Source organism: Lutimaribacter pacificus (assembly GCF_900142185.1).
GTDB classification, from domain to species: Bacteria; Pseudomonadota; Alphaproteobacteria; order Rhodobacterales; family Rhodobacteraceae; genus Lutimaribacter; species Lutimaribacter pacificus.
On the sequence record NZ_FQZZ01000003.1, the window covers coordinates 127,979 to 148,626 of the forward strand.

20 protein-coding genes are annotated in these 20,648 nt (G+C 67.6%); 12 read left to right on the forward strand and 8 right to left on the reverse strand.

All coding sequences use genetic code 11. The features are described from left to right. Nucleotides 1–738: a maleate cis-trans isomerase family protein gene (locus F3H87_RS09430; protein WP_149789191.1), complete on the reverse strand. Its 738-nt coding sequence runs from the start codon at nt 736–738 to the stop codon at nt 1–3. 99 nt (nt 739–837) lie between these two features. Between F3H87_RS09430 and F3H87_RS09435 the strand changes: the two genes are divergently transcribed. After that, nucleotides 838–1,524, forward strand: a complete 687-nt coding sequence (locus tag F3H87_RS09435; RefSeq protein WP_149789190.1) for a M48 family metallopeptidase — start codon at nt 838–840, stop codon at nt 1,522–1,524. Between the two features lie 268 nt (nt 1,525–1,792). Here F3H87_RS09435 and F3H87_RS09440 read toward each other — a convergent pair whose 3' ends face one another. Genes F3H87_RS09440 through F3H87_RS09450 form a run of 3 tightly spaced genes read right to left on the reverse strand, consistent with a single transcriptional unit; the run spans nt 1,793 to nt 4,222 of the window. Next, nucleotides 1,793–2,335 carry an RSP_2648 family PIN domain-containing protein gene (locus tag F3H87_RS09440; protein WP_149789189.1) on the reverse strand — a complete coding sequence of 181 codons (543 nt, stop codon included), beginning with the start codon at nt 2,333–2,335 and terminating at the stop codon, nt 1,793–1,795. After that, nucleotides 2,332–3,528, reverse strand: a complete 1,197-nt coding sequence (locus F3H87_RS09445; RefSeq protein ID WP_149789188.1) for an RSP_2647 family RNA methyltransferase — start codon at nt 3,526–3,528, stop codon at nt 2,332–2,334. The genes F3H87_RS09440 and F3H87_RS09445 overlap by 4 nt, the downstream gene beginning before the upstream one ends. A gap of 37 nt (nt 3,529–3,565) precedes the next feature. Then, nucleotides 3,566–4,222: a DUF6778 family protein gene (locus F3H87_RS09450; protein WP_149789187.1), complete on the reverse strand. Its 657-nt coding sequence runs from the start codon at nt 4,220–4,222 to the stop codon at nt 3,566–3,568. A 187-nt stretch (nt 4,223–4,409) separates the two neighbouring features. On the opposite strand from F3H87_RS09450, the gene edd reads away from it, so the two are divergent. Beyond that, the gene (gene edd / locus F3H87_RS09455) at nt 4,410–6,215 is read left to right on the forward strand and encodes a phosphogluconate dehydratase (RefSeq protein WP_149789186.1); all 1,806 of its coding nucleotides are present in this window, start codon (nt 4,410–4,412) and stop codon (nt 6,213–6,215) included. 2 nt (nt 6,216–6,217) lie between these two features. Continuing rightward, the gene (gene eda / locus F3H87_RS09460; RefSeq protein WP_149789303.1) at nt 6,218–6,853 is read left to right on the forward strand and encodes a bifunctional 4-hydroxy-2-oxoglutarate aldolase/2-dehydro-3-deoxy-phosphogluconate aldolase; all 636 of its coding nucleotides are present in this window, start codon (nt 6,218–6,220) and stop codon (nt 6,851–6,853) included. Nucleotides 6,854–6,862: 9 nt separating this feature from the next. On the opposite strand, the gene F3H87_RS09465 is transcribed toward eda, so the two are convergent. Together F3H87_RS09465 and F3H87_RS09470 are read right to left on the reverse strand one after the other, a co-directional pair. Further along, nucleotides 6,863–7,141, reverse strand: coding sequence for a hypothetical protein (locus tag F3H87_RS09465; protein WP_149789185.1), 279 nt, complete (start codon nt 7,139–7,141; stop codon nt 6,863–6,865). Beyond that, nucleotides 7,138–9,933 carry a [protein-PII] uridylyltransferase family protein gene (locus F3H87_RS09470; RefSeq protein ID WP_149789184.1) on the reverse strand — a complete coding sequence of 932 codons (2,796 nt, stop codon included), beginning with the start codon at nt 9,931–9,933 and terminating at the stop codon, nt 7,138–7,140. Before F3H87_RS09470 ends, F3H87_RS09465 begins: the two co-directional genes overlap by 4 nt. A gap of 110 nt (nt 9,934–10,043) precedes the next feature. Here F3H87_RS09470 and F3H87_RS09475 point away from each other — a divergent pair, with 110 nt between their 5' ends. The 6 genes from F3H87_RS09475 (at nt 10,044) to ilvN (ending at nt 15,170) form a co-directional block, all read left to right on the forward strand. Next, nucleotides 10,044–10,511: a YbaK/EbsC family protein gene (locus F3H87_RS09475; protein ID WP_149789183.1), complete on the forward strand. Its 468-nt coding sequence runs from the start codon at nt 10,044–10,046 to the stop codon at nt 10,509–10,511. Nucleotides 10,512–10,616: 105 nt separating this feature from the next. Then, complete coding sequence (locus tag F3H87_RS09480; protein ID WP_149789182.1) at nt 10,617–11,048, forward strand: DUF2852 domain-containing protein; 432 nt, start codon at nt 10,617–10,619, stop codon at nt 11,046–11,048. Nucleotides 11,049–11,121: 73 nt separating this feature from the next. Next, a complete protein-coding gene (locus tag F3H87_RS09485) occupies nt 11,122–11,565 on the forward strand; it encodes an RDD family protein (protein WP_149789181.1) in 444 nt (147 codons plus the stop codon). Nucleotides 11,566–11,642: 77 nt separating this feature from the next. After that, nucleotides 11,643–12,464, forward strand: coding sequence for an arginyltransferase (locus tag F3H87_RS09490; protein ID WP_149789180.1), 822 nt, complete (start codon nt 11,643–11,645; stop codon nt 12,462–12,464). 307 nt (nt 12,465–12,771) lie between these two features. Beyond that, on the forward strand, nt 12,772–14,526 hold the full coding sequence (locus F3H87_RS09495; protein ID WP_149789179.1) for an acetolactate synthase 3 large subunit: 1,755 nt from the start codon (nt 12,772–12,774) through the stop codon (nt 14,524–14,526). 83 nt (nt 14,527–14,609) lie between these two features. Continuing rightward, complete coding sequence (ilvN, locus tag F3H87_RS09500; protein ID WP_149789178.1) at nt 14,610–15,170, forward strand: acetolactate synthase small subunit; 561 nt, start codon at nt 14,610–14,612, stop codon at nt 15,168–15,170. A 65-nt stretch (nt 15,171–15,235) separates the two neighbouring features. On the opposite strand, the gene F3H87_RS09505 is transcribed toward ilvN, so the two are convergent. Then, a complete protein-coding gene (locus F3H87_RS09505) occupies nt 15,236–15,520 on the reverse strand; it encodes a hypothetical protein (protein ID WP_149789177.1) in 285 nt (94 codons plus the stop codon). Between the two features lie 239 nt (nt 15,521–15,759). Between F3H87_RS09505 and F3H87_RS09510 the strand changes: the two genes are divergently transcribed. The 3 genes from F3H87_RS09510 to F3H87_RS09520 all read left to right on the forward strand — a co-directional run bounded on the left by F3H87_RS09510 (nt 15,760) and on the right by F3H87_RS09520 (nt 18,032). Further along, nucleotides 15,760–16,566, forward strand: coding sequence for a helix-turn-helix domain-containing protein (locus F3H87_RS09510; protein ID WP_149789176.1), 807 nt, complete (start codon nt 15,760–15,762; stop codon nt 16,564–16,566). A 105-nt stretch (nt 16,567–16,671) separates the two neighbouring features. Continuing rightward, nucleotides 16,672–17,823 (forward strand): aromatic ring-hydroxylating oxygenase subunit alpha, encoded by a 1,152-nt coding sequence (locus F3H87_RS09515; RefSeq protein WP_149789175.1) that lies wholly within the window; start codon nt 16,672–16,674, stop codon nt 17,821–17,823. Continuing rightward, nucleotides 17,820–18,032 (forward strand): hypothetical protein, encoded by a 213-nt coding sequence (locus F3H87_RS09520; RefSeq protein ID WP_149789174.1) that lies wholly within the window; start codon nt 17,820–17,822, stop codon nt 18,030–18,032. The genes F3H87_RS09515 and F3H87_RS09520 overlap by 4 nt, the downstream gene beginning before the upstream one ends. Nucleotides 18,033–18,145: 113 nt before the next feature. On the opposite strand, the gene F3H87_RS09525 is transcribed toward F3H87_RS09520, so the two are convergent. Then, nucleotides 18,146–20,569 carry a GcvT family protein gene (locus F3H87_RS09525; protein WP_149789173.1) on the reverse strand — a complete coding sequence of 808 codons (2,424 nt, stop codon included), beginning with the start codon at nt 20,567–20,569 and terminating at the stop codon, nt 18,146–18,148. Nucleotides 20,570–20,648 lie beyond the last annotated feature (79 nt).

A 20,648-nucleotide genomic window follows, 5' to 3' on the forward strand; every position in this document is an offset into this window, starting at 1 on the left:
TCATGTTTCGAACAACCGTCCCGGTCCCCAGCCGCGCGCCTCTGCCCCGGCAAGGCGCAGCATGTGCCAGATCAGCGCCTGGTTCGAGCTGACCACCGGGCGGCCCGTCGCGGCCTCGACCGCGTCGATGATGCCGAAGCTGCGCAGGTTGGTGCAGCTGACGAATATCCCCTCCACCCCGTCGCGTTCCGCAAGGGTTTCCAGCATGTTGCGCGTCGATCTTTCGGCGATCCGCGCCACGGTGTAATCGTCGGCCTGGTCGAAACTGGCCTCGGCCACGGTGTCGATCCCCTGCCCGGCCAGAAAGTCGCGCATCGGCGCGGTCACGCTGCGCACATAGGGCGAGCCATAGCCGATCCGCCCCACGCCCAGCGCCTTCAGCGCCGCCGATACGGCCGAGATCGGGTTGGTCACCGGCACGCCGGGATGCGCCTGCTGCACCAGCGCCTGAACCCGGTCGGGCCCGATGATGGTGGACGCGCTGGTGCAGCCATAGCCGATCACGTCCAGCCCGCGCGGCAGGCGGGCGGCGGTGGCGGTCATTTCATCGGCCATCCGGCGCAGGCTGTCGGGCGTCACGTCGGGCTGCGCGGGGATGCGCGCGTGCAGCAGGCTGACCGGGCGGCCCGCCAGCACCATGCGCGCCTCGTTCTCAAGGCTTTCGTCGGTGGACAGCACGATCAGCCCCATCCGCACGCCTTCGCCGAAACCGTCGTCCAGTTCATAGGGTTGCGCCATCGCCGCCTCCGTCATCGCCCGGCGCCGAACAGACCCGGTTTCGCCGCGCGAGGCAACCCGCCGCTTGCCGCTGCGCGCAAGCTGCCCCATATCTGTGCCATGTTGAAATTCACCCCGATCCTTCTGGCGCTGATCTACGGTCTGGTGATGTATCGCTTTTCGGTCTGGCGCACGCAGGCCGAACTGTCGGCGCGCTCGACCGAGCTGCGCGATCCCGCGCTGCAGCCTATGCTCGACCGGATGGCCGCCGCGCTGGAGCTGCCGCGCGTGCGCGTACACCTTTACGATATCGAGCCGGTGAACGGGCTGGCCGCGCCGGACGGGCGGATCTTCATCACCAACGGGTTCTACCGCAAGTTCCGTGAGGGCGAGGTCACGGCCGAGGAAATGGCCAGCGTCATCGCGCATGAGCTGGGCCACGTGGCGCTGGGGCACGCGCGGCGGCGGATGATCGACTTTTCCGGCCAGAACGCGCTGCGCACGGCGATGGCGATGGTGTTCGCGCGCCTGCTGCCCGGTATCGGCATCTGGATCGCCAACATGCTGACCACGCTGCTGGCCGCGCGCCTCAGCCGCGGGGACGAATACGAGGCCGACGAATACGCCTCGGCCCTGCTGATCAAGGCCGGGATCGGCACGGCGGCGCAGAAATCGCTGTTCGAAAAGCTGGAATCGCTGACCAGTGCGCGCGCCGGTGTCATGCCCGCGTGGCTGATGTCGCACCCGCCGACCAAGGACCGCATCGCCGCCATCGAACGGCACGAGGCCGGCTGGGGCGCGTCCTGAGGTCAGGGCGGCAGAGGCCGCACCCCGCCCGGACCGGGTGAGCGGGACAAAGCCGCCGGTCGTTTCGTTCCGCAACAGAAGGGCATCGCACGGCCGCGGTCGGGCGATCCGACGGCTGTGCGTGGCACTTTATCGTGCAGCCACATCCTCCCTCAAATCGGAGTGCCGGCGGCAGCCAATCGCCCGGCCAGGGGGCGGCCGTGCGATGCCCGGGCCGCTGCGCGGCTGTTCCGGGCAGGGTGTGTCGTTCAGACGATACGACGGTGTGCTAACCCGCCAGCGCCTTGCCCAGCCGTGGCAGGCGGGCCTTTTTCATCAATCCGCGAATATCCCAGTTCTGCCCCGACAGGCGCTGCGCGTCGGCCAGCACTTTCGCGCCGACATGGGCCACCATTTCCGGCTGCGCCTGCCAGTGTCCCAGCAGGAAGCCGTCGGGGTCGGCGCGGCTCAGCCCCTCTTCGGCCAGGATGTTGCGGGGGAAATCGCCCGCGTTCAGCGTCACGATCACATCGGCGCTGCCCGCGATGGCGGCGGCCAGCACATGGATATCCGCCGGGTCAGGCAGCCATAACCGCGCCTCCAGCGAGGGCGGCCATGTGACCGGCGCATCGGGCCAGGCGGCCGTGACCAGTGCGATCTCGGCGCGGGCCTGCGCCTCGCCGTCGGGGCCCAGCTTGCGCGCGGCGCGGGCCCATTCCTCAAGGATGCGGGCGGACCAGAGCGGCGTGAACGCCCCCTGCCCGGCCACGCCCAGCAGCATCTCGCGCATGACGGTGGGGTACAGAACGCAAGTATCCAGCAGCACCTTCATAGGCGATAGAACAGGGCCTTGAGATACCCGCTTTCGGCCAGTTGCGGCATCAGCGGGTGATCCGGCCCGGCAAATCCGGTGTGGATGATCTGCCCCGCCCGGCCCGCGCGCCCGATCCCGCGCGTGCAGGCGGTGCGGAATTTCGACAGGTCGGCGGCGTGCGAACAGGAACACAAGACAAGGTATCCGCCCTCTGCCACCAGCGGCGCGGCCAGCCGCGCGATACGCTCATAAGCGCGCAACCCCGCCTCGAGCGCCTGTTTCGACGGGGCGAAGGCGGGCGGGTCGCAAATCACCAGGTCGAACCGCGCGCCCTCGTCGCCCAGCGCGGTCAGCACGTCGAAGGCATCGCCCTTGCGGGTGTCGAACCGATCCGCCATACCGCCCGCCTGCGCCCCCGCCTGCGCCAGGTCCAGCGCCGCCTGCGATCCGTCGACCGACAGCGCATGGGCCGCGCCGCCGGCAAGGCAGGCCAGCGCAAAGCCGCCCACGTGGGAAAACACATCCAGCACCCGCGCGCCTTGTGCCAGCCGTGCAGCGAAGGCGTGGTTGGGGCGCTGGTCGAAAAACAGCCCCGTCTTCTGCCCGCCGGTCAGGTCGGCCATGTAGGTGGCGCCGTTCATCGGCACCGGCACCGGCGCATCGGGGGCCGCACCGCGCAGCACGCCGCTGTCCTCGTCCAGCCCCTCCAGCGTGCGGGCACGGCCGCCGGCGTTCTTCAGCACGTTCGCCACGCCCGTCACATCGGTCAGCGCGGCGGCCAGGTCGTCCAGCAGCAGGTCGGCCCAGGCGGCGTTGGGCTGGATCACCGCGCTGTCGCCGAAACGGTCGATCACCACGCCGGGCAGCCCGTCGGCCTCGGCATGGACCAGGCGATAGAACGGCGCATCATAAAGCCGCTCGCGCAGCTCCAGCGCGCGCGCCAGCCGCGCGGCCAGCCACGCCCGGTCGATCCGGGCGGTCAGGTCACGATCCAGCACGCGGGCGAAGATGCGGGAATTCGGGTTCACCGCCACCAGCGCCAGCGCGTTGCGCTCGGCATCCTCCAGCACGGCGACGGTGCCGGGGGCCAGCGATTTCGTGCGGCGGTCGGTGACCAGCTCATTGTCGAACACCCAGGGCGCACCGTGCCGGATGGCGCGGGCATTGGCCTTGGGTTTCAGGCGGATAACGGGAAAAGAGGACGGCGTCATGCCGTCCTCTTACCGCCGTTCCCGTCCGGGCGAAAGATCAGAGTGGTGCGGTTTCCAGCCCGGCCACCAGTTGCGTCACGCCCCTGGGCGCCGAGCCGGGGTTTTCCAGCTCGGTTCGGATCACGTTGGCCAGGTGCCGGGTGATGCGCAGCTTTTGCGTCATGCCGTTTGCTTCGGCCTCGATCGCCGCGGCGCCACCGAACCCCTTGAGATCGGCCCTGATCTCGCGCGGGGGCATGATGGCGATGCCGGTTTCGGGGTCGCGCAGGATCAGGTCGAACCGGATCGAATGCACGCCACCGATGGTATAGCGGGTTTTCTCGGTCAGCGCGTGGAACCGCCTGACCACGATTTCCGCCGTCACCGGCAGGGCGCCCTGCATCCCCGCGGTCGCAAGCGACAGGCTGTCGTCGAAGATGGCGGCCACCTGCCGATGGCGGTCGCCCGCGGGATCGCCGCGCCAGACGATATCGCCCATCGGGTAATAACTGTTGGCCTCGCTCACCTTCAGATCGTCCGGCACCCGGACCACGAAGGACTGCACCGCGATCGACCGCACCGCGGCCGAGGGCGCCTCGTCCGCCAGCGCGGTCGCACTTTCCAGCGGCGCGTTGCGGGTCGCGGTTTCGATGGAGGCGCAGGCCGAAACGCCCAGCCCCAGCACCAGTGCCACGAGAATACGAAGATGTGTCATACCGAACCTCCAGGGGGCGGTCTGCCCCTTACCTTTGCGCAAGATTTGATTAAGTTTTGGGGCGAAACTTGGACACAAGCCGTACAATTGCAGGGTGATCGAAAGGCGCTTCGGCGGCCTTCCGCGGGAACGGTTGCGGCGTTATCGCTAACGGCGTATAGCTGGGCCAGCAGCCAGTGGGGGATGCATGGCACTCAACGACACAGTGGCGCGGGTGACCGACCGGATACGCACCCGCAGCGAAACGACACGCTCCGCCTACCTGGCGCGGATGCGCCAGGCCGGGCGAAAAGGCCCGAACCGTGCGCATCTGAGCTGCTCGAACCAGGCCCATGCCTATGCCGCCACGGGCCCCGACCAGCAGGCGCTGGCGACGGGCCGCGCGCCGCATCTGGGGATCGTCACCGCCTATAACGACATGCTGTCGGCGCATCAGCCGTTTGAAACCTTCCCCGACGTGATCCGGCAGGCCGCGCGCGGCGCGGGCGGCACCGCGCAGGTGGCCGGCGGCGTGCCCGCGATGTGCGATGGCGTCACCCAAAGCCAGCCGGGGATGGAGCTGTCGCTGTTCTCGCGCGACGTGATCGCGCTGGCGGCGGGTGTCGCGCTCAGCCATGACACCTTCGATGCGGCGCTCTATCTCGGGGTGTGCGACAAGATCGTGCCGGGGCTGGTGATCGCCGCCGCCACCTTCGGCCATGTGCCGGGCGTCTTCCTGCCCGCCGGGCCGATGACCAGCGGGCTGCCCAACGACGAAAAGGCGAAGGTGCGCCAGCAATTCGCCGCCGGCGAGGTCGACCGCGCCGCGCTGATGGCGGCGGAAATGGCCAGCTATCACGGCCCCGGCACCTGCACCTTCTACGGCACCGCCAATTCCAACCAGATGCTGATGGAACTGATGGGCCTGCACCTGCCCGGCGCCAGCTTCGTCAACCCGAACACGCCGCTCCGCGATGCGCTGACCCGCGCGGGCACCGAACGCGCGCTTGCGATCACGGCGCAGGGGAACGAATACACGCCGGTCTGCGACGTGCTGGACGAACGCGCCTTCGTCAACGGGATCGTCGGGCTGATGGCCACGGGCGGGTCGACCAACCTGGTCATCCACCTGCCCGCGATGGCGCGCGCGGCCGGTATCGCGCTGGAGCCGCAGGATTTTTCCGACCTCTCGGCGGTCACCCCCCTGCTGGCGCGGGTCTATCCCAACAGCCTTGCGGACGTGAACCATTTTCACGCCGCCGGCGGCCTTGGCTACCTGATCGGGCAATTGCTGGAGGCCGGGCTGCTGCACGAGGACGTGCAGACGATCGCCGGGCCGGGACTGGCGCGCTACACGACCGAGCCGGTGCTGGAGGGCGACAGCGTCACCTGGCGGCCCGGCAGCGGCGAAACGCTCAACGACAAAATCCTGCGCCCCGCCGGCGACCCGTTCCAGCCCACCGGCGGGCTGACCCACCTGTCGGGCAACCTGGGCGAGGCGATCATCAAGACCTCGGCGATTTCCGACGCGGCCCATGTGATCGAGGCGCCCGCGCGCGTGTTCGACAGCCAGGACGACGTGAAAACGGCGTTCCGGAACGGCGAACTGGACCGTGACGTTATCGTGGTCGTCCGCTTCCAGGGGCCGCAGGCCAACGGGATGCCGGAACTGCACGGGCTGATGCCGCCGCTGGGCGTGCTGCAGGGGCGCGGGCACAAGGTGGCGCTGGTCACCGACGGGCGGATGTCGGGGGCCAGCGGCAAGGTGCCCTCGGCCATCCATGTCACGCCCGAGGCCATGGTGGGCGGGCCGCTGGCGCGGCTGGCCGATGGCGACCTGCTGCGGCTGGATGCGCACAAGGGCACGCTGGAGGTGCTGAGCCACGGCGCGCTGGATCGCCCCCCGGCAACGCCCGACCTGTCGGCCAACGGGCATGGCATCGGGCGCGAACTGTTCGAAATCTTTCGCCAGACCGTCGGCCCCGCCAGCGCCGGGGCGGGCGTGGTGGTATGACCATGACCCCGCAGGACATCGGCAAGGCCACCGAAGCGCTCTGCCGCAAGGCCCCTGTGATCCCGGTGCTGGTGATCGAGGATGCCGCCCACGCCGTTCCGCTGGCCCAGGCGCTGGTCGCGGGCGGCCTGCCGGTGCTTGAGGTCACGCTGCGCACGCCGGTGGCGCTCGAGGCCATCGCGGCCATGTCGCAGGTTGCGGGCGGCATCGTCGGCGCGGGCACGGTGCTGACGCCGGATGATGTCACCGCCGCCAGGGCCGCGGGCGCGCAGTTCGCCGTCTCGCCCGGCGCCACCGACCGGCTGCTGGACGCCTGCGAGGCGGCGGACCTGCCCATCCTGCCCGGCGCCGCCACCGCCACCGAGGCGATGCGGCTGCTGGAACGCGGCTACGACACGCTGAAATTCTTTCCCGCCTCGGCCATCGGCGGGGCGCCCGCGCTCAGGGCGCTTGGCGGGCCGCTGCCGCAGCTGCGGTTCTGCCCGACCGGCGGGATCGACACGGTGAACGCACCCGATTACCTGTCGCTGCCCAACGTGCTCTGCGTCGGCGGCAGCTGGGTCGCCCCGCGCAAGCTGGTGGAAAACGGCGAATGGGCGGCGATCACCGGGCTGGCCCGGCAGGCCGCGGCGCTGTGATCGCGCCGGTTACCCCTGCCCGCGCGGACGCGCGCCCGCCCCGCCCCGGCGGCGCGGTTTGCCCATCCCGTCCAGCCCCGCGCGCATGACCTGCGTCATCGGGTGATCCGGCGCATCCGCCCCGTAGCGGGCGATCAGCGCCTGCAGCGCCGCATGGCTGTCCTGCCCGTCCGGCAGGCTCAGCGCCCAGTCGAGGAATATCGTCCGGCATTCCGGCTCGGTGATCCCCTCGATCCGGTAGGATTCGAAAATCAGCCCCTTGGGGTCCTGTGCATCGCCCTTTTTCATTGCCCTGCTCCTTTCGGCATCCGCCCGGTCACGTCGTCGATCACCTGCCCCGCGCGCGCGGTCAGCGCGGTCAGGTCCTGCTCCAGCACGGCCAGGCTGTCGGCCCCGGTTTCGCGCAGCATCATCGCGCAACCGCCCTCGCCCATGCTGCCGGGATCGAAGGGCTTGTCGCTCAGCAGTTTTGACACGGCCTGCACCTTCCAGCACAGCCTGTATGCGGCATCCAGCGTCGCGCTTTCGTCATCGCGCAGCCATCCGGCCTGCCGCCCCGCCTCCAGCCCCGCCGCAACCGAGCGGCCGGTGCCCCCGGTCAGCAGGGTCGCCGCCTGCGCCACCAGTTCCACGTCCTGCAACCGGCCCGGGCCGATCTTGGCGTCCCACGGGCCCGCCGGCTGTTTCGCGGCGGCGATGCGCGCGCGCATCTCGCGCACCTCATGCAGCACGCGGGCGGCATCCTGCGGCGCGCCCAGAACGGTGCGGCGCACCGCCTCGACATCCGCCGCGACCCCGTTATCGCCCGCCACCGCGCGGGCACGGGTCAGGGCCAGGTGCTCCCACACCCAGGCCTCGTCCTTCTGGTAGCTTTCGAAGGACGCCAGCGAGGTCGCCACCGGCCCCTGCGTGCCCGAGGGGCGCAGGCGCATGTCGACCTCGTAAAGCCGCCCCTCGCTCATCAGCGCGGTCACCGCCGTCACCATCGCCTGCGTCAGCCGCGCGTAATAGGCCCGCGCCGCCAGCGGCCGCCGCCCCTCGGACGCCTCGACCCCCGCCGCGTCGTAGATCACGATCAGGTCCAGGTCGGACGACGCATTGAGCCGCTCTGCCCCCAGCGAGCCCATGCCCAGCACCATCGCCCCGCGCCCCGGCGGCGCCCCGTGCTTGGCCGCGAACTGCGCCACCACCGCCGGGTAGAGCGCGGCGAGGCACGCCCCGGCCAGGTCGGCATATTGCGCGCCCGCCGCATCCGCGTCGATCAGCCCGCGCAGGTGATGCACGCCGATGCGGAAATGCCATTCCTTCGCCCAGCGCCGCGCATGATCGAGCTTGCGCTCGTAATCGTCCTCGTCCCCGATCCGCGCCGCCAGCTCGTCGCGCAGGGCATCGTGACCCGGCCAGTCGGCGAAGAAATCGCCGCCGATCACCGCGTCGAACACGCCGGAATTGCGCGACAGATGCGCCGCCAGCGCGGGCGAGGTGCCGACGATATCGACCAGCAGGTCGATCAGTTGCGGGTTCGCCTCGAACAGCGACAAAAGCTGCACGCCCGCCGGCAGACCGGCCAGGAACCCGTCCAGCGCCAGCAGCGCCTCGTCGGGCCGGGCGGCGCGGGCCAGCCGCTCCAGTATCTCGGGCTTCAGCCGCTCGAATATCTCGACCGCGCGGGCCGAACGCAGCGCGGGATAGCTGCGCCAGCGGGCGACGATTTCGGGGTTGAACTCGTGCCCGACCTCGACCTCGGCCGGGCCGCCGCCTTCGGGCGCGAAGAAGCTTTCGGTCAGGTCGTGCACCTCGGTCAGGCGGCGATGCAGGTCGGTTTTCAGCTCCTGCACCTCGCGCCCCATGAAACTTGCGAGCCTCTCGAACCCCTCTTCGGAATTGGGCAGGTCGTGGGTCTGGGCGTCGCGGATCATCTGCAGGCGATGCTCGACCTCGCGGTGGGCGACATAGTGATCGGCCAGCACCCCGGCGGCATCCTGCGGAATCCACTCCTTGTCCGCCAGCACGCGCAGCCCGTCCAGCGTGCCGCGCACCCGTAGCTCGGGGTCGCGCCCGCCGGCGATCAGTTGCCGGGTCTGGGTAAAGAACTCGATCTCGCGGATACCGCCGCGGCCCAGCTTCATGTTGTGGCCCGGCAGGGTGATCGGCCCGCCCAGCCCCTTATGTTCACGGATGCGCAGGCGCATGTCATGCGCATCCTGGATGGCGGCGAAATCCAGATGCTTGCGGAACACGAAGGGCGTCAGGGTTTTCAGGAACTTCTCGCCCGCCGCGATATCGCCCGCGCAGGCGCGCGCCTTGATATAGGCCGCGCGCTCCCACGTCCGGCCAAGGCTTTCGTAATAGGTTTCCGCCGCCGCCATCGCCAGGCAGACCGGCGTGACCGCCGGATCGGGGCGCAGCCGCAGGTCGGTGCGAAAGACATAGCCCTCGGCGGTCATGTCGCTCAGCATCGCCGACATCCTGCGGGTGGCGCGCACGAAGCTGGCGCGCGCCTCGTGCCAGTCCTCGGGGTCGAAGCGGGTTTCGTCGAACAGGCAGATCAGGTCGATATCCGAGCTGTAGTTCAGCTCGCCCGCACCCATCTTGCCCATCGCCAGCGCCACCATGCCGCCCGCCTGCTCGATATCGTCCTCGGTCGCGCCGGGCAGCTTGCCGCGCCGGATTTCATGGCCCACGGTCGCCCGCATCGCCGTATGGGTCGCCAGATCGGCCAGCCGGGTCAACGCGCCGGTGACCTGCATCAGCGGCCAGACCCCGGCCAGGTCCGCCAGCCCCGCCAGCAGCGCCACCCGCCGCTTGGCCTGCCGCAGCGCGACCGGCAGCACATCCGGCGCCGCGCCCTGGATATCGGCGAAAACCGCCTCCAGCGCCGCCTCGGGATCGTCCAGCGCGCCGGGCAGCCAGCCGGCCTCTTTCTCGGTCAGGCCCAGCAGATAGGGCGAACAGCCCCCCGCCCCCTCGACCAGCTTTGCCAGGTCGCCCGACAGGCCGGGCACGGCGGCGCGCGCCTCGGCGCCGCGATCGGGTTCGAAGGGGACAGGCAGGCGGGTGATACGGGATGCGAAACTCATGGCCGAAGATAGGCCATGGCACGCGCGCGGATGCAAGAGAGGACAGGCCGATTGCGGAACCGCGCGGTTTTGGGCAATCTTCGCGCGGTTTTGAACGAAAGGCATCAGGCATGAGCAAAAGCATGGCCCGCGTGCGCCGCGCGCTGGAAGAGGCCGGGGTCACCCCCGATATCCGCGAAACCGACGGCGCGCGCACCGCGCAGGAGGCCGCCGATGCGGTGGGCTGCGAGCTGGACCAGATCGTCAAGTCGATCATCTTCCAGGGCCATGACAGCGGCCAGTGCCTGCTGTTCCTGACCGCGGGCGGCAACCAGGTGGATGCCACCAAGGCCGCCACGCTGGCGGGCGAGAGGCTGGACCGCGCAGATGCGGCGGCGGTGCGGGCGCAGACGGGGTTCGCCATCGGCGGCGTCAGCCCGGTGGGCCACCTGAACCCGATCCGCGCCTGGGCCGATCCCCGGCTGCTGGAATTCAGCGAAATCTGGGCCGCCGCCGGCACACCGCGGCATGTCTTTCCGCTGCAATCCACCGAACTGGCCCGGCTGAGCGGCGCACAAGTGGCTGATTTCACGGCCTGACCGCGAAAATGTAAAAAACTTTCACATCACCCCTTGTCAGGGTCCGGCCGTCCTCCCATCTTGTGTAATGTGAAAGACATTCACATCGCATCAACGGAGAGAGACATGACACCCGCCGCACCCTATACCGAAGCGCCCTCCCGGCCCGCCGGCTGGCTGAGCCGCGCCGAGGCCTGGCTCGACGCCCGTGGCAAGGGCGCCTGGATCGCCGCCATGGTCCTTGGATTCATCTTCTTCTGGCCCGTCGGGCTGGCCCTTCTTGCCTACATGATCTGGAGCAAACGCATGTTCGGAAAATCCTGTTCCCACCGCCGCAGCCACATGGCCCGCCACGCCTATGGCGCGATGAAACCCAGCGGAAACAGCGCCTTCGACGCCTACAAGGCCGACACGCTGCGCCGGCTGGAGGAAGAGCAGGAACAGTTCGAAAACTTCCTGCAACGCCTGCGCGAAGCCAAGGACAAGGCCGAGTTCGACGAGTTCATGGAAGACCGCGCCCGCGAGGCCCGTGCCCCGCGCGAAGACGAAGACGCCTGAGACCGCGCGCCCCTGCGCCCCACGCCCGGCCCGCCCCTTGCGGGCCGGTCCCTTGTGCCCCAGAAAGATCCCCATGACCTTTTCCGCCCTGCCCGACCCGCATCTGCAGCCCGAATTCTACGCCGATGTGCCGACAAAGCGCCTGCTGGCCTTTGTCGTCGACACGCTGGTCATCGTGGCGATGTGCCTGCTGGTCCTGCCCTTCACCGCCTTTACCGGTGTGTTCTTTTTCCCGTTCCTGATGCTGGTGGTGGGCTTTGCCTATCGCGTGGCGACCATCGCAAACCGGTCGGCCACCTGGGGCATGCGCCTGATGGCGATCGAGTTCCGCACCCATGAGGGGCGCACCTTCGACCTGGGCACCGCATTCCTGCACACGCTGGGCTTTACCGTTTCGATGGGGGTTTTCGTGGCGCAAGCCATCTCGATCGTGCTGATGCTGACCAGCGAGCGCGGACAGGGCCTGACCGACATGGTGCTGGGCAGCGTCGCGCTGAACCGCCAGGCGCGGCGTTGACCACGGCGTTCGGTGCCCCCTTGGCGGATGCGGGGCGGGTTGATAGTGTCGGCTCAGGTTGATTTCCGACGGACCCCATGCGCCATACGTTACCCATTGCCCCGCAGTTTTACGTGACCGCCCCGCAGACCTGTCCCTATCTCGACGGGCGGATGGAACGGAAGCTGTTTACCGCCCTGCAGGGCGACGCGGCCGAGCGGCTGAACGACACCCTGTCGAAGCAGGGCTTCCGGCGCTCGCAGAACGTGCTGTATCGCCCGTCCTGCGCCGATTGCGCCGCCTGCATGTCGGCGCGTATCCGGGTGGCCGATTTCAGGCCCTCGAAAAGCCAGAAGCGCACGCAGCGCCGCAACGCCTACCTGACCCGCAAGGCGACCTCGCCCTGGGCGACCGAGGATCAGTACGAGCTGTTCCGCCGCTATCTCGACAGCCGCCACGCCGATGGCGGGATGGCCGATATGGATGTGTTCGAATTCGCCGCGATGATCGAGGAAACCCCGGTGCGCACCCGCGTGGTGGAATATTCCGACAGCGAAACCGACCGGCTGGCCGCGGTCTGCCTGACCGATGTGCTGGATGACGGGGTGAGCCTTGTCTATTCCTTCTACGATCCCGACAGCACGCGCGAGTCGCTGGGCACCTATATCATCCTCGACCATATCGAGATCGCGCGCGAGGCCGGCCTGCCCTTCGTCTACCTGGGCTACTGGGTGCCGGGCAGCCGCAAGATGGGGTACAAGGCCAAGTTCAGCGGGCTGGAGCTGTATGTCGGCAACCGCTGGGAAAAGATGCGCGACCCGGCGGATTACTCGTCGGAACTGCATCCGCTGAACACCGACCCGATCGCCGAGCAGGTGGCCAACATCACCCTGCCCGGGGCCCGTCCGGCCAAGGGGTGATCGCGGCATCGCGCGGCAGGGATTGCGCCTGCCGATGTCCGGGTGCCGGTTTGCGCAACAAAAGAACGCGAAAAACTTTCCCTGCGACATAATATTCACGACTTCCGTGGTTGACGGCCCCCGTTGCCCCCCTTAGAACCGTGCGCACGCGAAGGAGAACCCACCCGATGACTCTCGTAGTAATCCTGCTGGATACATGGCGCATGGGCCGGTAACGGACACCATAACGGAACCCCATGCGCCCCCGACTGATCCTCGGGGGCTTTTTCTTGGCGAATGACATGACGTTGATAGACGGAGCAAACAGATGACACGTCAGATGACCGGCGCGAAAATGGTGGTTCAGGCCCTCAAGGATCAGGGCGTGGACGTCGTATTCGGATATCCCGGCGGCGCTGTGCTACCGATCTATGACGAGATTTTCCAGCAGAACGGCATCCGGCACATCCTTGTGCGCCACGAACAGGGCGCGGTGCACGCCGCCGAGGGCTATGCCCGTTCCACCGGCAAGCCGGGCGTGTGCCTTGTGACATCGGGCCCCGGGGCGACCAACGCGGTGACCGGGCTGACCGACGCGCTGATGGATTCGATCCCGATCGTGGTTCTGACGGGTCAGGTGCCGACCTTCATGATCGGGTCTGACGCCTTCCAGGAGGCCGATACCGTGGGTATCACCCGCTCCTGCACCAAGCATAACTGGCTGGTGAAGGATACCGAGAACCTCCCGCATATCCTGCACGAGGCGTTCCACGTCGCCACCAACGGCCGCCCCGGCCCCGTCCTGGTGGATATCCCCAAGGACGTGCAGTTCGCCAGCGCCGATTACGTCGGGCCGAAACAGGTGGATAACGGCCATTACGCCCCGCGCGTCAAGGGCGACATGGAGGCGATCACCGAACTGGCCGAGGCGCTGGAAACCGCCAAGCGGCCGATCTTCTATACCGGCGGCGGCGTCATCAACTCGGGCACCGCGGCCAGCCAGCTTTTACGCGAACTGGTCGAGGCCACGGGCTTTCCCGTCACCTCGACCCTGATGGGGCTGGGCGCCTACCCTGCCTCGGGCGACAAATGGCTGGGGATGCTGGGGATGCACGGCCTTTACGAGGCCAACATGGCGATGCACGATTGCGACCTGATGATCAATATCGGCGCGCGGTTCGACGACCGGATCACCGGCCGGATCGACGCGTTCAGCCCGAAATCGAAAAAGGCGCATATCGACATCGACCCCTCGTCGATCAACAAGGTGATCCGCGTGGATATCCCCATCGTCGGCGATGTGGCGCACGTGCTGGAGGACCTGCTGAAGGTCTGGAAGGCACGCGGCCGCAAGACCGAAAAGGAGGCGCTGGCGAAATGGTGGGCGCAGATCGAGGAATGGAAGAAAGTCGATTGCCTGTCCTTCAAGCAGGACGGCCCCACGATCAAGCCGCAATACGCGCTGCAACGGCTTGAGGCGCTGACCAAGGGGCATGACCGCTATGTCTGCACCGAGGTCGGCCAGCACCAGATGTGGGCCGCGCAATACCTGGGCTTCGACGATCCGAACCGCTGGATGACCAGCGGGGGGCTGGGCACGATGGGCTATGGCTTCCCCTCCTCGATCGGCGTGCAGATGGCGCACCCCGATGCGCTGGTCATCAACGTGGCGGGCGAGGCATCGTGGCTGATGAACATGCAGGAAATGGGCACCGCGGTGCAGTTCCGCCTGCCGGTCAAGCAGTTCATCATGAACAACGAACGGCTTGGCATGGTGCGCCAGTGGCAGGAACTGCTGCATGGCGAACGCTATTCCCACAGCTGGTCCGAGGCGCTGCCCGATTTCGTCAAGCTGGCCGAGGCGTTCGGCGCCAAGGGCATCCAGTGCGGCGACCCGGCCGACCTGGACGACGCGATCATGGAAATGATCGCCTATGACGGGCCGGTGATCTTCGATTGCCTGGTGGAAAAGCACGAAAACTGCTTCCCCATGATCCCGTCGGGCGAGCCGCATAACAAGATGCTGCTGGGCGAGGCCAGCACCAAGGACGCCATCGGCAGCTCGGGCGCCGTTCTTGTGTGACCGAACGCGGGGTGCACCCGAAACCGGTGCGCCCCCGGAAACGACCCGCCCCGGCAGCGACGGGGCAAAGCGAGGGAAGCAAAATGTCTGCGCTAAAGATCAAGAAGGGCTCGACCAAGCATTCCGCCTATAACCTGCGTCCCAGTTTCTCGGACGTGCAGGAACGGCACACGCTGGCGGTGCTGGTGGACAACGAGGCCGGCGTTCTGGCCCGCGTGATCGGGCTGTTCTCGGCCCGGGGCTACAACATCGAAAGCCTGACCGTGGCCGAGGTCGACCACGAGGGCGGGCTGAGCCGGATCACCGTGGTCACGACCGGCACGCCGCAGGTGATCGAGCAGATCAAGGCGCAGCTTGGCCGCATCGTGCCGGTGCATGACGTGCACGACCTGACGGTCGAGGGTCCCAGCGTCGAACGCGAACTGGCACTGCTGAAAGTGGCCGGCGGCGGCGACAAGCGGGTCGAGGCGCTGCGCCTGGCCGATATCTTCCGCGCCAACGTGGTGGATTCGACGCTGGAAAGCTTTGTCTTCGAGATCACCGGCACGCCGGAAAAGATCGACGCCTTCGCCGACCTGATGCGCCCGCTGGGCCTGGTCGAGGTCGCGCGCACGGGCGTCGCCGCGCTGTCGCGCGGGGCGTGACCGCCTTTCGGCACCCATGAGGGAAAGCACCGGGCGCGGCGGCAGCGGACCGCCGCGCCCGATCGTTACGCGGCGGGCGTGATCCGCCGGACAACCGCCCGCCCCGGCCGGCCCGCGGCCCTGAGCCGCTCGGGCAGGCCACGAAACCCGTCCTGCGCCACAAGCACGAGATCGCGGGCCAGCCGCATCTTGCGCGCGTTTTCAGCACGAAACCGCACCATGTCGCCGGCTTCCAGCACCTGCCGGTTGTTCACATCGTGAAAAAACGCAAGGTCGCCGTGATCCTCGCACCAGATCACCGCCTTTTCCCCATTTTCGGAACACCACAACACAACACCAAACATCTTCATTGCCAGTTCTGTCCCCAATCAATCCCCAACGGACGCATTCTACGAAACAGGTTTGGGCAGAACATGCAAAAAATAGCATCCGGGCGTTCGGATTTGTGTCAGGCGCCCCGAAATCTGACGCCAATGCGCGTCTGTGACGTTACGTAGCCGCGTCATACTTCTACTTTTACTTGTGGCGCCACACCCTGAGCTGTGCCAAAAGTTGACCTTAAGTAAGGAACCACCCGAATACATGTGAAATGGTAACGCAGTCAGATCCTGTTTCCCCGTCCGAGTTGCGAACGGTTTTCGGCCGAAATCTCAAGATCCTGGCGTGCAGTTTCCCATCGGTCACGGCGCTGTGCCGGGCGCTGGGAATCAACCGCACGCAGTTCAACCGCTACCTGTCCGGCGAAAGCTTCCCCCGCCCCGAAATCCTCGACCGGATCTGCCGGTTCTTCGACATGGACGCCCGCATCCTGCTGACCCCGGTCGAGGAGCTGCAGCGCGACCCCGTCGGTATGCTGTCCCATCCCTTTATCGCCGACTGGCTGGGCCCGCAGGCAACCGACGTGCCCGAAAAGCTGTTTCCAAGCGGGTTCTACCGGTTCTCGCGGCGCGGCTTCATGGATGACCGCCGCTTCCTGCAGGGGCTGGTCGTGGTCAAGCGGGTCGACGGCCACACCTTCCTGCGCGGGCTGGAGCCGCGCGAGGCGATGAAACAGCAGGGCCTGCGCGCCCGCCACAGGCAACGCGATTTCCGCGGCGTCGTGCTGCGGCAGGAGGACGGCGTTTCCATCCTGATCTCGCGCGAGGGCGGCAAGACCGGCACCTACAACTTCCTTGCCCCGGTATCGTCCTACGAAAACAATTTCTGGGAAGGCTATGTCACCCGCACCCTGCGCCAGCAACCGCTGGGGCTGCGGCTGACGCGGATGGTCTATGAATACCTGGGGCGCGATATCGGCACGGTCCTGGCAGCGGCGCGGCGCATGGGCTATTGCGAGCGTGACGAACTGATGGCCCATCACCTGCGGCTGTTGCAGGTCGACCGGCCGCTGAGCTGACCGCCGCCCGGCCCGCCCGTTCACGACACCGCCGGTCGCTGACAGGCTATAGCGCCCGGCCAGACAACGGTACCCTGCACGAAACCCAAGGCAGGAGGACCGACCATGACGACACCGCTTCACAATGTCCGCCGTCCCGTGGCCGAGGCGAACGGCCTGCCCAACGCCCATTACATCGACCCGGCCGTGTTCGACGAGGAAAAGCAGGCGCTGCTGTTCTCGCAATGGGCCGGGCTTGCCGTCGCCTCGGACGTGCCCGAACCGGGCGATGCTGTCCCGCTCACCTTCCTGGGGATGCCGCTTTTGCTGATCCGCGACAAGGCCGGCCAGGTCCGGGTGTTTCAGAACACCTGTCGCCATCGCGGCATGATCCTGGTGGACGAGCCGCGCAGGATCGCGGGCGCGATCCGCTGCCCCTATCATTCCTGGTGCTACGGCACCGATGGCCGGCTGGTCAGCACGCCCCATGTGGGCGGCCCCGGCCGCAACACCCACGAGGCCGTGAAACGCCCCGAGCTGGGGCTGGTGGAAATCCGCAGCCATGTCTGGTTCGACGTGGTCTGGATCAACGTCACCGGCGACGCCCCGCCCTTCGACGCGGCGATGGCCGACGTGCTGGACCGGTGGCGGGAATTCGAACAGCCGATGTATCACGGCGGCGCCGACAGCCGGTTCCAGCTGAGCGTGAACAGCAACTGGAAACTGGCGGTCGAAAACTACTGCGAAAGCTACCACCTGCCCTGGGTGCATCCGGGGCTGAACAGCTATTCCCGGCTGGAGGATCACTACAACATCGAAAAGCCGGGCGAATATTCCGGCCAGGGCACGCTGGTCTATCGCCAGCTTGGCAACGAGAACGGCGAAACCTTCCCCGATTTCAAGGGCCTGTCCGACAAATGGGACACCGCAGCCGAATACCTGGCGATCTATCCCAACGTGCTGCTGGGCGTGCACCGCGATCATGCCTTCGCGATCATCCTTGTGCCCGAAGGCCCGGAACGCACGGTCGAGAACATCCATCTCTATTACACGCAACCCGACACCGACGAGGGGCTGCGCGCGCGCAATACCCAGCTTTGGAAAACCGTGTTCGAAGAGGATATCTTCGTCGTCGAGGGGATGCAGCGCGGCCGCCACGCGCCGCTGTTCGACGGCGGGCGCTTCAGCCCGGCGATGGACGGGGCCACGCATTGCTTTCACGACTGGGTGGCCGGCAAGATCGAAACCCACCGCGCGCGGGCGCGGGCCGCGGAATGAGCGACCTGGATCAACGCCTGCTGGCCGCCCACGCGCGCGACGACCGGCAGGCGCTGATCCTCCTCTATGCCGAGGCCGGCGACATCGCACCGGATATCGACGCGGCCTGTTTCTACCTGACCCATGCCTATGTCTTCGCGCTGGAGGCCGGCGCGCCCGAGGCCGCCGGCCTGCACGCGCGGCTCAGGGCCGCCGGGCGCGAGGAATGACAGCGCCGATCGCGGGCGGGCTGCGCCCGTTTTGAGTATTTTTGGAACGATGAAAAGGCGGGCGCCGGGGTTTCATCGTTCCGCAAATACTCCCGCCGGAGGCGGCCGCCGGGTCAGGCGCGAAGCCTTTCCCCTGTCGGATCGAAGGGCGGTTCACGCAGGATGGTCGCGCCGTGGGGGCGGCCGAGGATCATCACCTCGACCCGGTCGCCGGGGGCTGCATCTTTCACGAACCCCAGCGCCAGCGACTTGTCCACGCTGTAGCCGTAAGCGCCCGAGGTGACGCGCCCGATGCCCTGCCCGTCCCGGAATATCGGCTCGCCCCCGGTGGCGTCGGCATTGCTGGCGGCCACCGCACCGGCGTCGATGTCCAGCAGCACCAGCCTTTCGCGCGCGGGATTGTCCAGCACGCGGGCAACGGCGTCCTTGTTCAGGAAATCCTTGTCCATCCTGACCAGCCGCTCCAGCCCCACCTCTTGCGGCCAGTATTCGGGGCTGTATTCGCGGCTCCATGAGCCATAGCCCTTTTCGATGCGCAGGCTTGTCAGCGCGCGGCTGCCCACGGGGCCCGCGCCCAGGTCACGCCCGGCCTCCAGCAGCGCGGTGTAGAGCGCGACCTGATCCTTTTCGGCGCAGTGCAGTTCCCACCCCAGGTCGCCGGTGAAGCTGACGCGCAGCGCGATCACGTCGATGCCCGCCACCGCGATGCGCTGTGAGCGCATGAAGGGGAAATCCGCCGTCGCCAGCGAGGTATTGGTCAGCCGTTGCAGCAGCGCACGCGATTCCGGCCCGGCCACGTTGAAGCCGCACATGGCGTCGGTCACGCTGTCGAAGCGGGTGCCTTCGGGCAGCGGCACCTGGCCGAAGAACCGGCTGTGATAGCGTTCGGCCATGCCAGATGAGATCACGAGGAATTCGTCCCCGGCCAGCCGCGTCACCGTCGCGTCGCCCGCGATCCCGCCGCGCTTGCCGATCAGCGGCGTCAGGCAGGACCGGCCCACCGCGCGCGGCATGCGGTTGGCGAAAACCGCGTTCAGCCAGTCCCCGGCCCCCGGCCCCGTCACGCGGTAGCGGGCAAAGTTCGAGATGTCGATGATGCCCGCATGGTCGCGCAGCATCCGCACCTCGCGGCCCACGCCCTCCCACCAGTTCTGGCGGGTGAAGCCGTTGGTATCGACGTGATCGGGGTCGTCCGCGAACCACAGCGGATGCTCCCAGCCATAGTTCAACCCCATCACCGCGCCCATCGCGCGCTGCATCCCATGGGCCGGGCGGGTGCGCAGGGGGCGGCCGGCGGCGCGCTCCTCGTTCGGGTAGTGGATCGCGAAGCGGTGGGCGTAGACATCGCGCACCTTTGCCCTGACGAAATCGCGGTCATTGGCCCAGGGCCCGAAGCGCGCGATGTCCCAGGGGAACATGTCGTATTGCATTTCGCCCTGCGTGATCCATTGCGCCGCCATCAGCCCCATGCCCGCCGACTGGCTGAAGCCGGGGACGATGCCGCCGCACATGAAATAGTTGCGCAATTCCGGCACCGGCCCGAGGATCACATTGCTGTCGGGCGACCAGATCATCGGCCCGTTGATCACGCGTTTCACACCCGCCTCGGCCGCGGCGGGCACGCGATCCATCGCGCGCATCACGTTTTCCATGATCCGCTCCAGATCGTCGGGAAACAGGTCATGCGCGAAATCCAGCGGCGTGCCTTCCTCGGCCCAGAAGCGCATGTCGCGCTCATAGGCGCCGATCAGCAGGCCCTTGCCCTCTTGCCGCAGGTAATATTCGCCATCGCGGTCGGCCACCGAGGGCAGGCGGCGGTCCATCGCGGCGATCTCGGGCAGGGTTTCGGTGACGAAATACTGGTGCTCGGTCGGTTGCAGCGGCACCTCGATCCCCGCCAGCCGCGCCACCTCGCGCCCCCAGAGACCGGCGGCGTTGATCACCCATTGCGTGCGGATATTGCCCTTGGGCGTCTCGACGACCCAGCTTCCATCGGGTTGCGCGACAGTGCCGGTGACAGGGGTAAAGCGATAAATCTCCGCCCCGCGCTGGCGGGCGCCCGCAGCATAGGCGTTGGTCACGCCGGAAGGATCGACATTGCCGCCATCGGGTTCGAACATGATGCAGCGGATGCCGTCGAAATTCACCAGCGGGTGCAGGCGCTCGGCCTCATCGCGGGTGATTTCGTGGAAATTCATGCCGTAAAGCCGCGCCTTGGCCGCCTGCAGACGCAGCTGGTATTCGCGGTTCTCGGTCTGCGCCAGATACAGGCTGCCGGGCTGGAACACGCCGCAGCCCTGCCCGGTTTCGACCTCAAGCTCCTTGTAAAGGGTCATCGTGTAGTGCTGCAGGCGGCTGATATTGGCGCTGTCATGCAGCCCGTGGATATTGGCCGCCGCGTGCCAGGTCGAGCCGCTGGTCAGCTCGTCGCGCTCCAGCAAGACGACATCGCTCCACCCCAGCCTGGTCAGGTGATACAGGATCGAGCATCCGATGACGCCGCCGCCGATCACGACAGCCTGTGCATGGGTCTTCATCTGGGCATCCCCCGGTCCGTGTTCCGGCCCAGAGTGCCGGATTCCCCGCCAAAGAATTGCCCGAACCCGACATGATCCG

Coding starts and splice junctions, on each gene's coding strand:
- F3H87_RS09430 (WP_149789191.1), bottom strand. CDS start 738: ATGGCGCAACCCTATGAACTGGACGACGGTTTCGGCGAAGGCGTGCGG.
- F3H87_RS09435 (WP_149789190.1), top strand. CDS start 838: ATGTTGAAATTCACCCCGATCCTTCTGGCGCTGATCTACGGTCTGGTG.
- F3H87_RS09440 (WP_149789189.1), bottom strand. CDS start 2,335: ATGAAGGTGCTGCTGGATACTTGCGTTCTGTACCCCACCGTCATGCGC.
- F3H87_RS09445 (WP_149789188.1), bottom strand. CDS start 3,528: ATGACGCCGTCCTCTTTTCCCGTTATCCGCCTGAAACCCAAGGCCAAT.
- F3H87_RS09450 (WP_149789187.1), bottom strand. CDS start 4,222: ATGACACATCTTCGTATTCTCGTGGCACTGGTGCTGGGGCTGGGCGTT.
- edd (WP_149789186.1), top strand. CDS start 4,410: ATGGCACTCAACGACACAGTGGCGCGGGTGACCGACCGGATACGCACC.
- eda (WP_149789303.1), top strand. CDS start 6,218: ATGACCCCGCAGGACATCGGCAAGGCCACCGAAGCGCTCTGCCGCAAG.
- F3H87_RS09465 (WP_149789185.1), bottom strand. CDS start 7,141: ATGAAAAAGGGCGATGCACAGGACCCCAAGGGGCTGATTTTCGAATCC.
- F3H87_RS09470 (WP_149789184.1), bottom strand. CDS start 9,933: ATGAGTTTCGCATCCCGTATCACCCGCCTGCCTGTCCCCTTCGAACCC.
- F3H87_RS09475 (WP_149789183.1), top strand. CDS start 10,044: ATGAGCAAAAGCATGGCCCGCGTGCGCCGCGCGCTGGAAGAGGCCGGG.
- F3H87_RS09480 (WP_149789182.1), top strand. CDS start 10,617: ATGACACCCGCCGCACCCTATACCGAAGCGCCCTCCCGGCCCGCCGGC.
- F3H87_RS09485 (WP_149789181.1), top strand. CDS start 11,122: ATGACCTTTTCCGCCCTGCCCGACCCGCATCTGCAGCCCGAATTCTAC.
- F3H87_RS09490 (WP_149789180.1), top strand. CDS start 11,643: ATGCGCCATACGTTACCCATTGCCCCGCAGTTTTACGTGACCGCCCCG.
- F3H87_RS09495 (WP_149789179.1), top strand. CDS start 12,772: ATGACACGTCAGATGACCGGCGCGAAAATGGTGGTTCAGGCCCTCAAG.
- ilvN (WP_149789178.1), top strand. CDS start 14,610: ATGTCTGCGCTAAAGATCAAGAAGGGCTCGACCAAGCATTCCGCCTAT.
- F3H87_RS09505 (WP_149789177.1), bottom strand. CDS start 15,520: ATGAAGATGTTTGGTGTTGTGTTGTGGTGTTCCGAAAATGGGGAAAAG.
- F3H87_RS09510 (WP_149789176.1), top strand. CDS start 15,760: ATGGTAACGCAGTCAGATCCTGTTTCCCCGTCCGAGTTGCGAACGGTT.
- F3H87_RS09515 (WP_149789175.1), top strand. CDS start 16,672: ATGACGACACCGCTTCACAATGTCCGCCGTCCCGTGGCCGAGGCGAAC.
- F3H87_RS09520 (WP_149789174.1), top strand. CDS start 17,820: ATGAGCGACCTGGATCAACGCCTGCTGGCCGCCCACGCGCGCGACGAC.
- F3H87_RS09525 (WP_149789173.1), bottom strand. CDS start 20,569: ATGAAGACCCATGCACAGGCTGTCGTGATCGGCGGCGGCGTCATCGGA.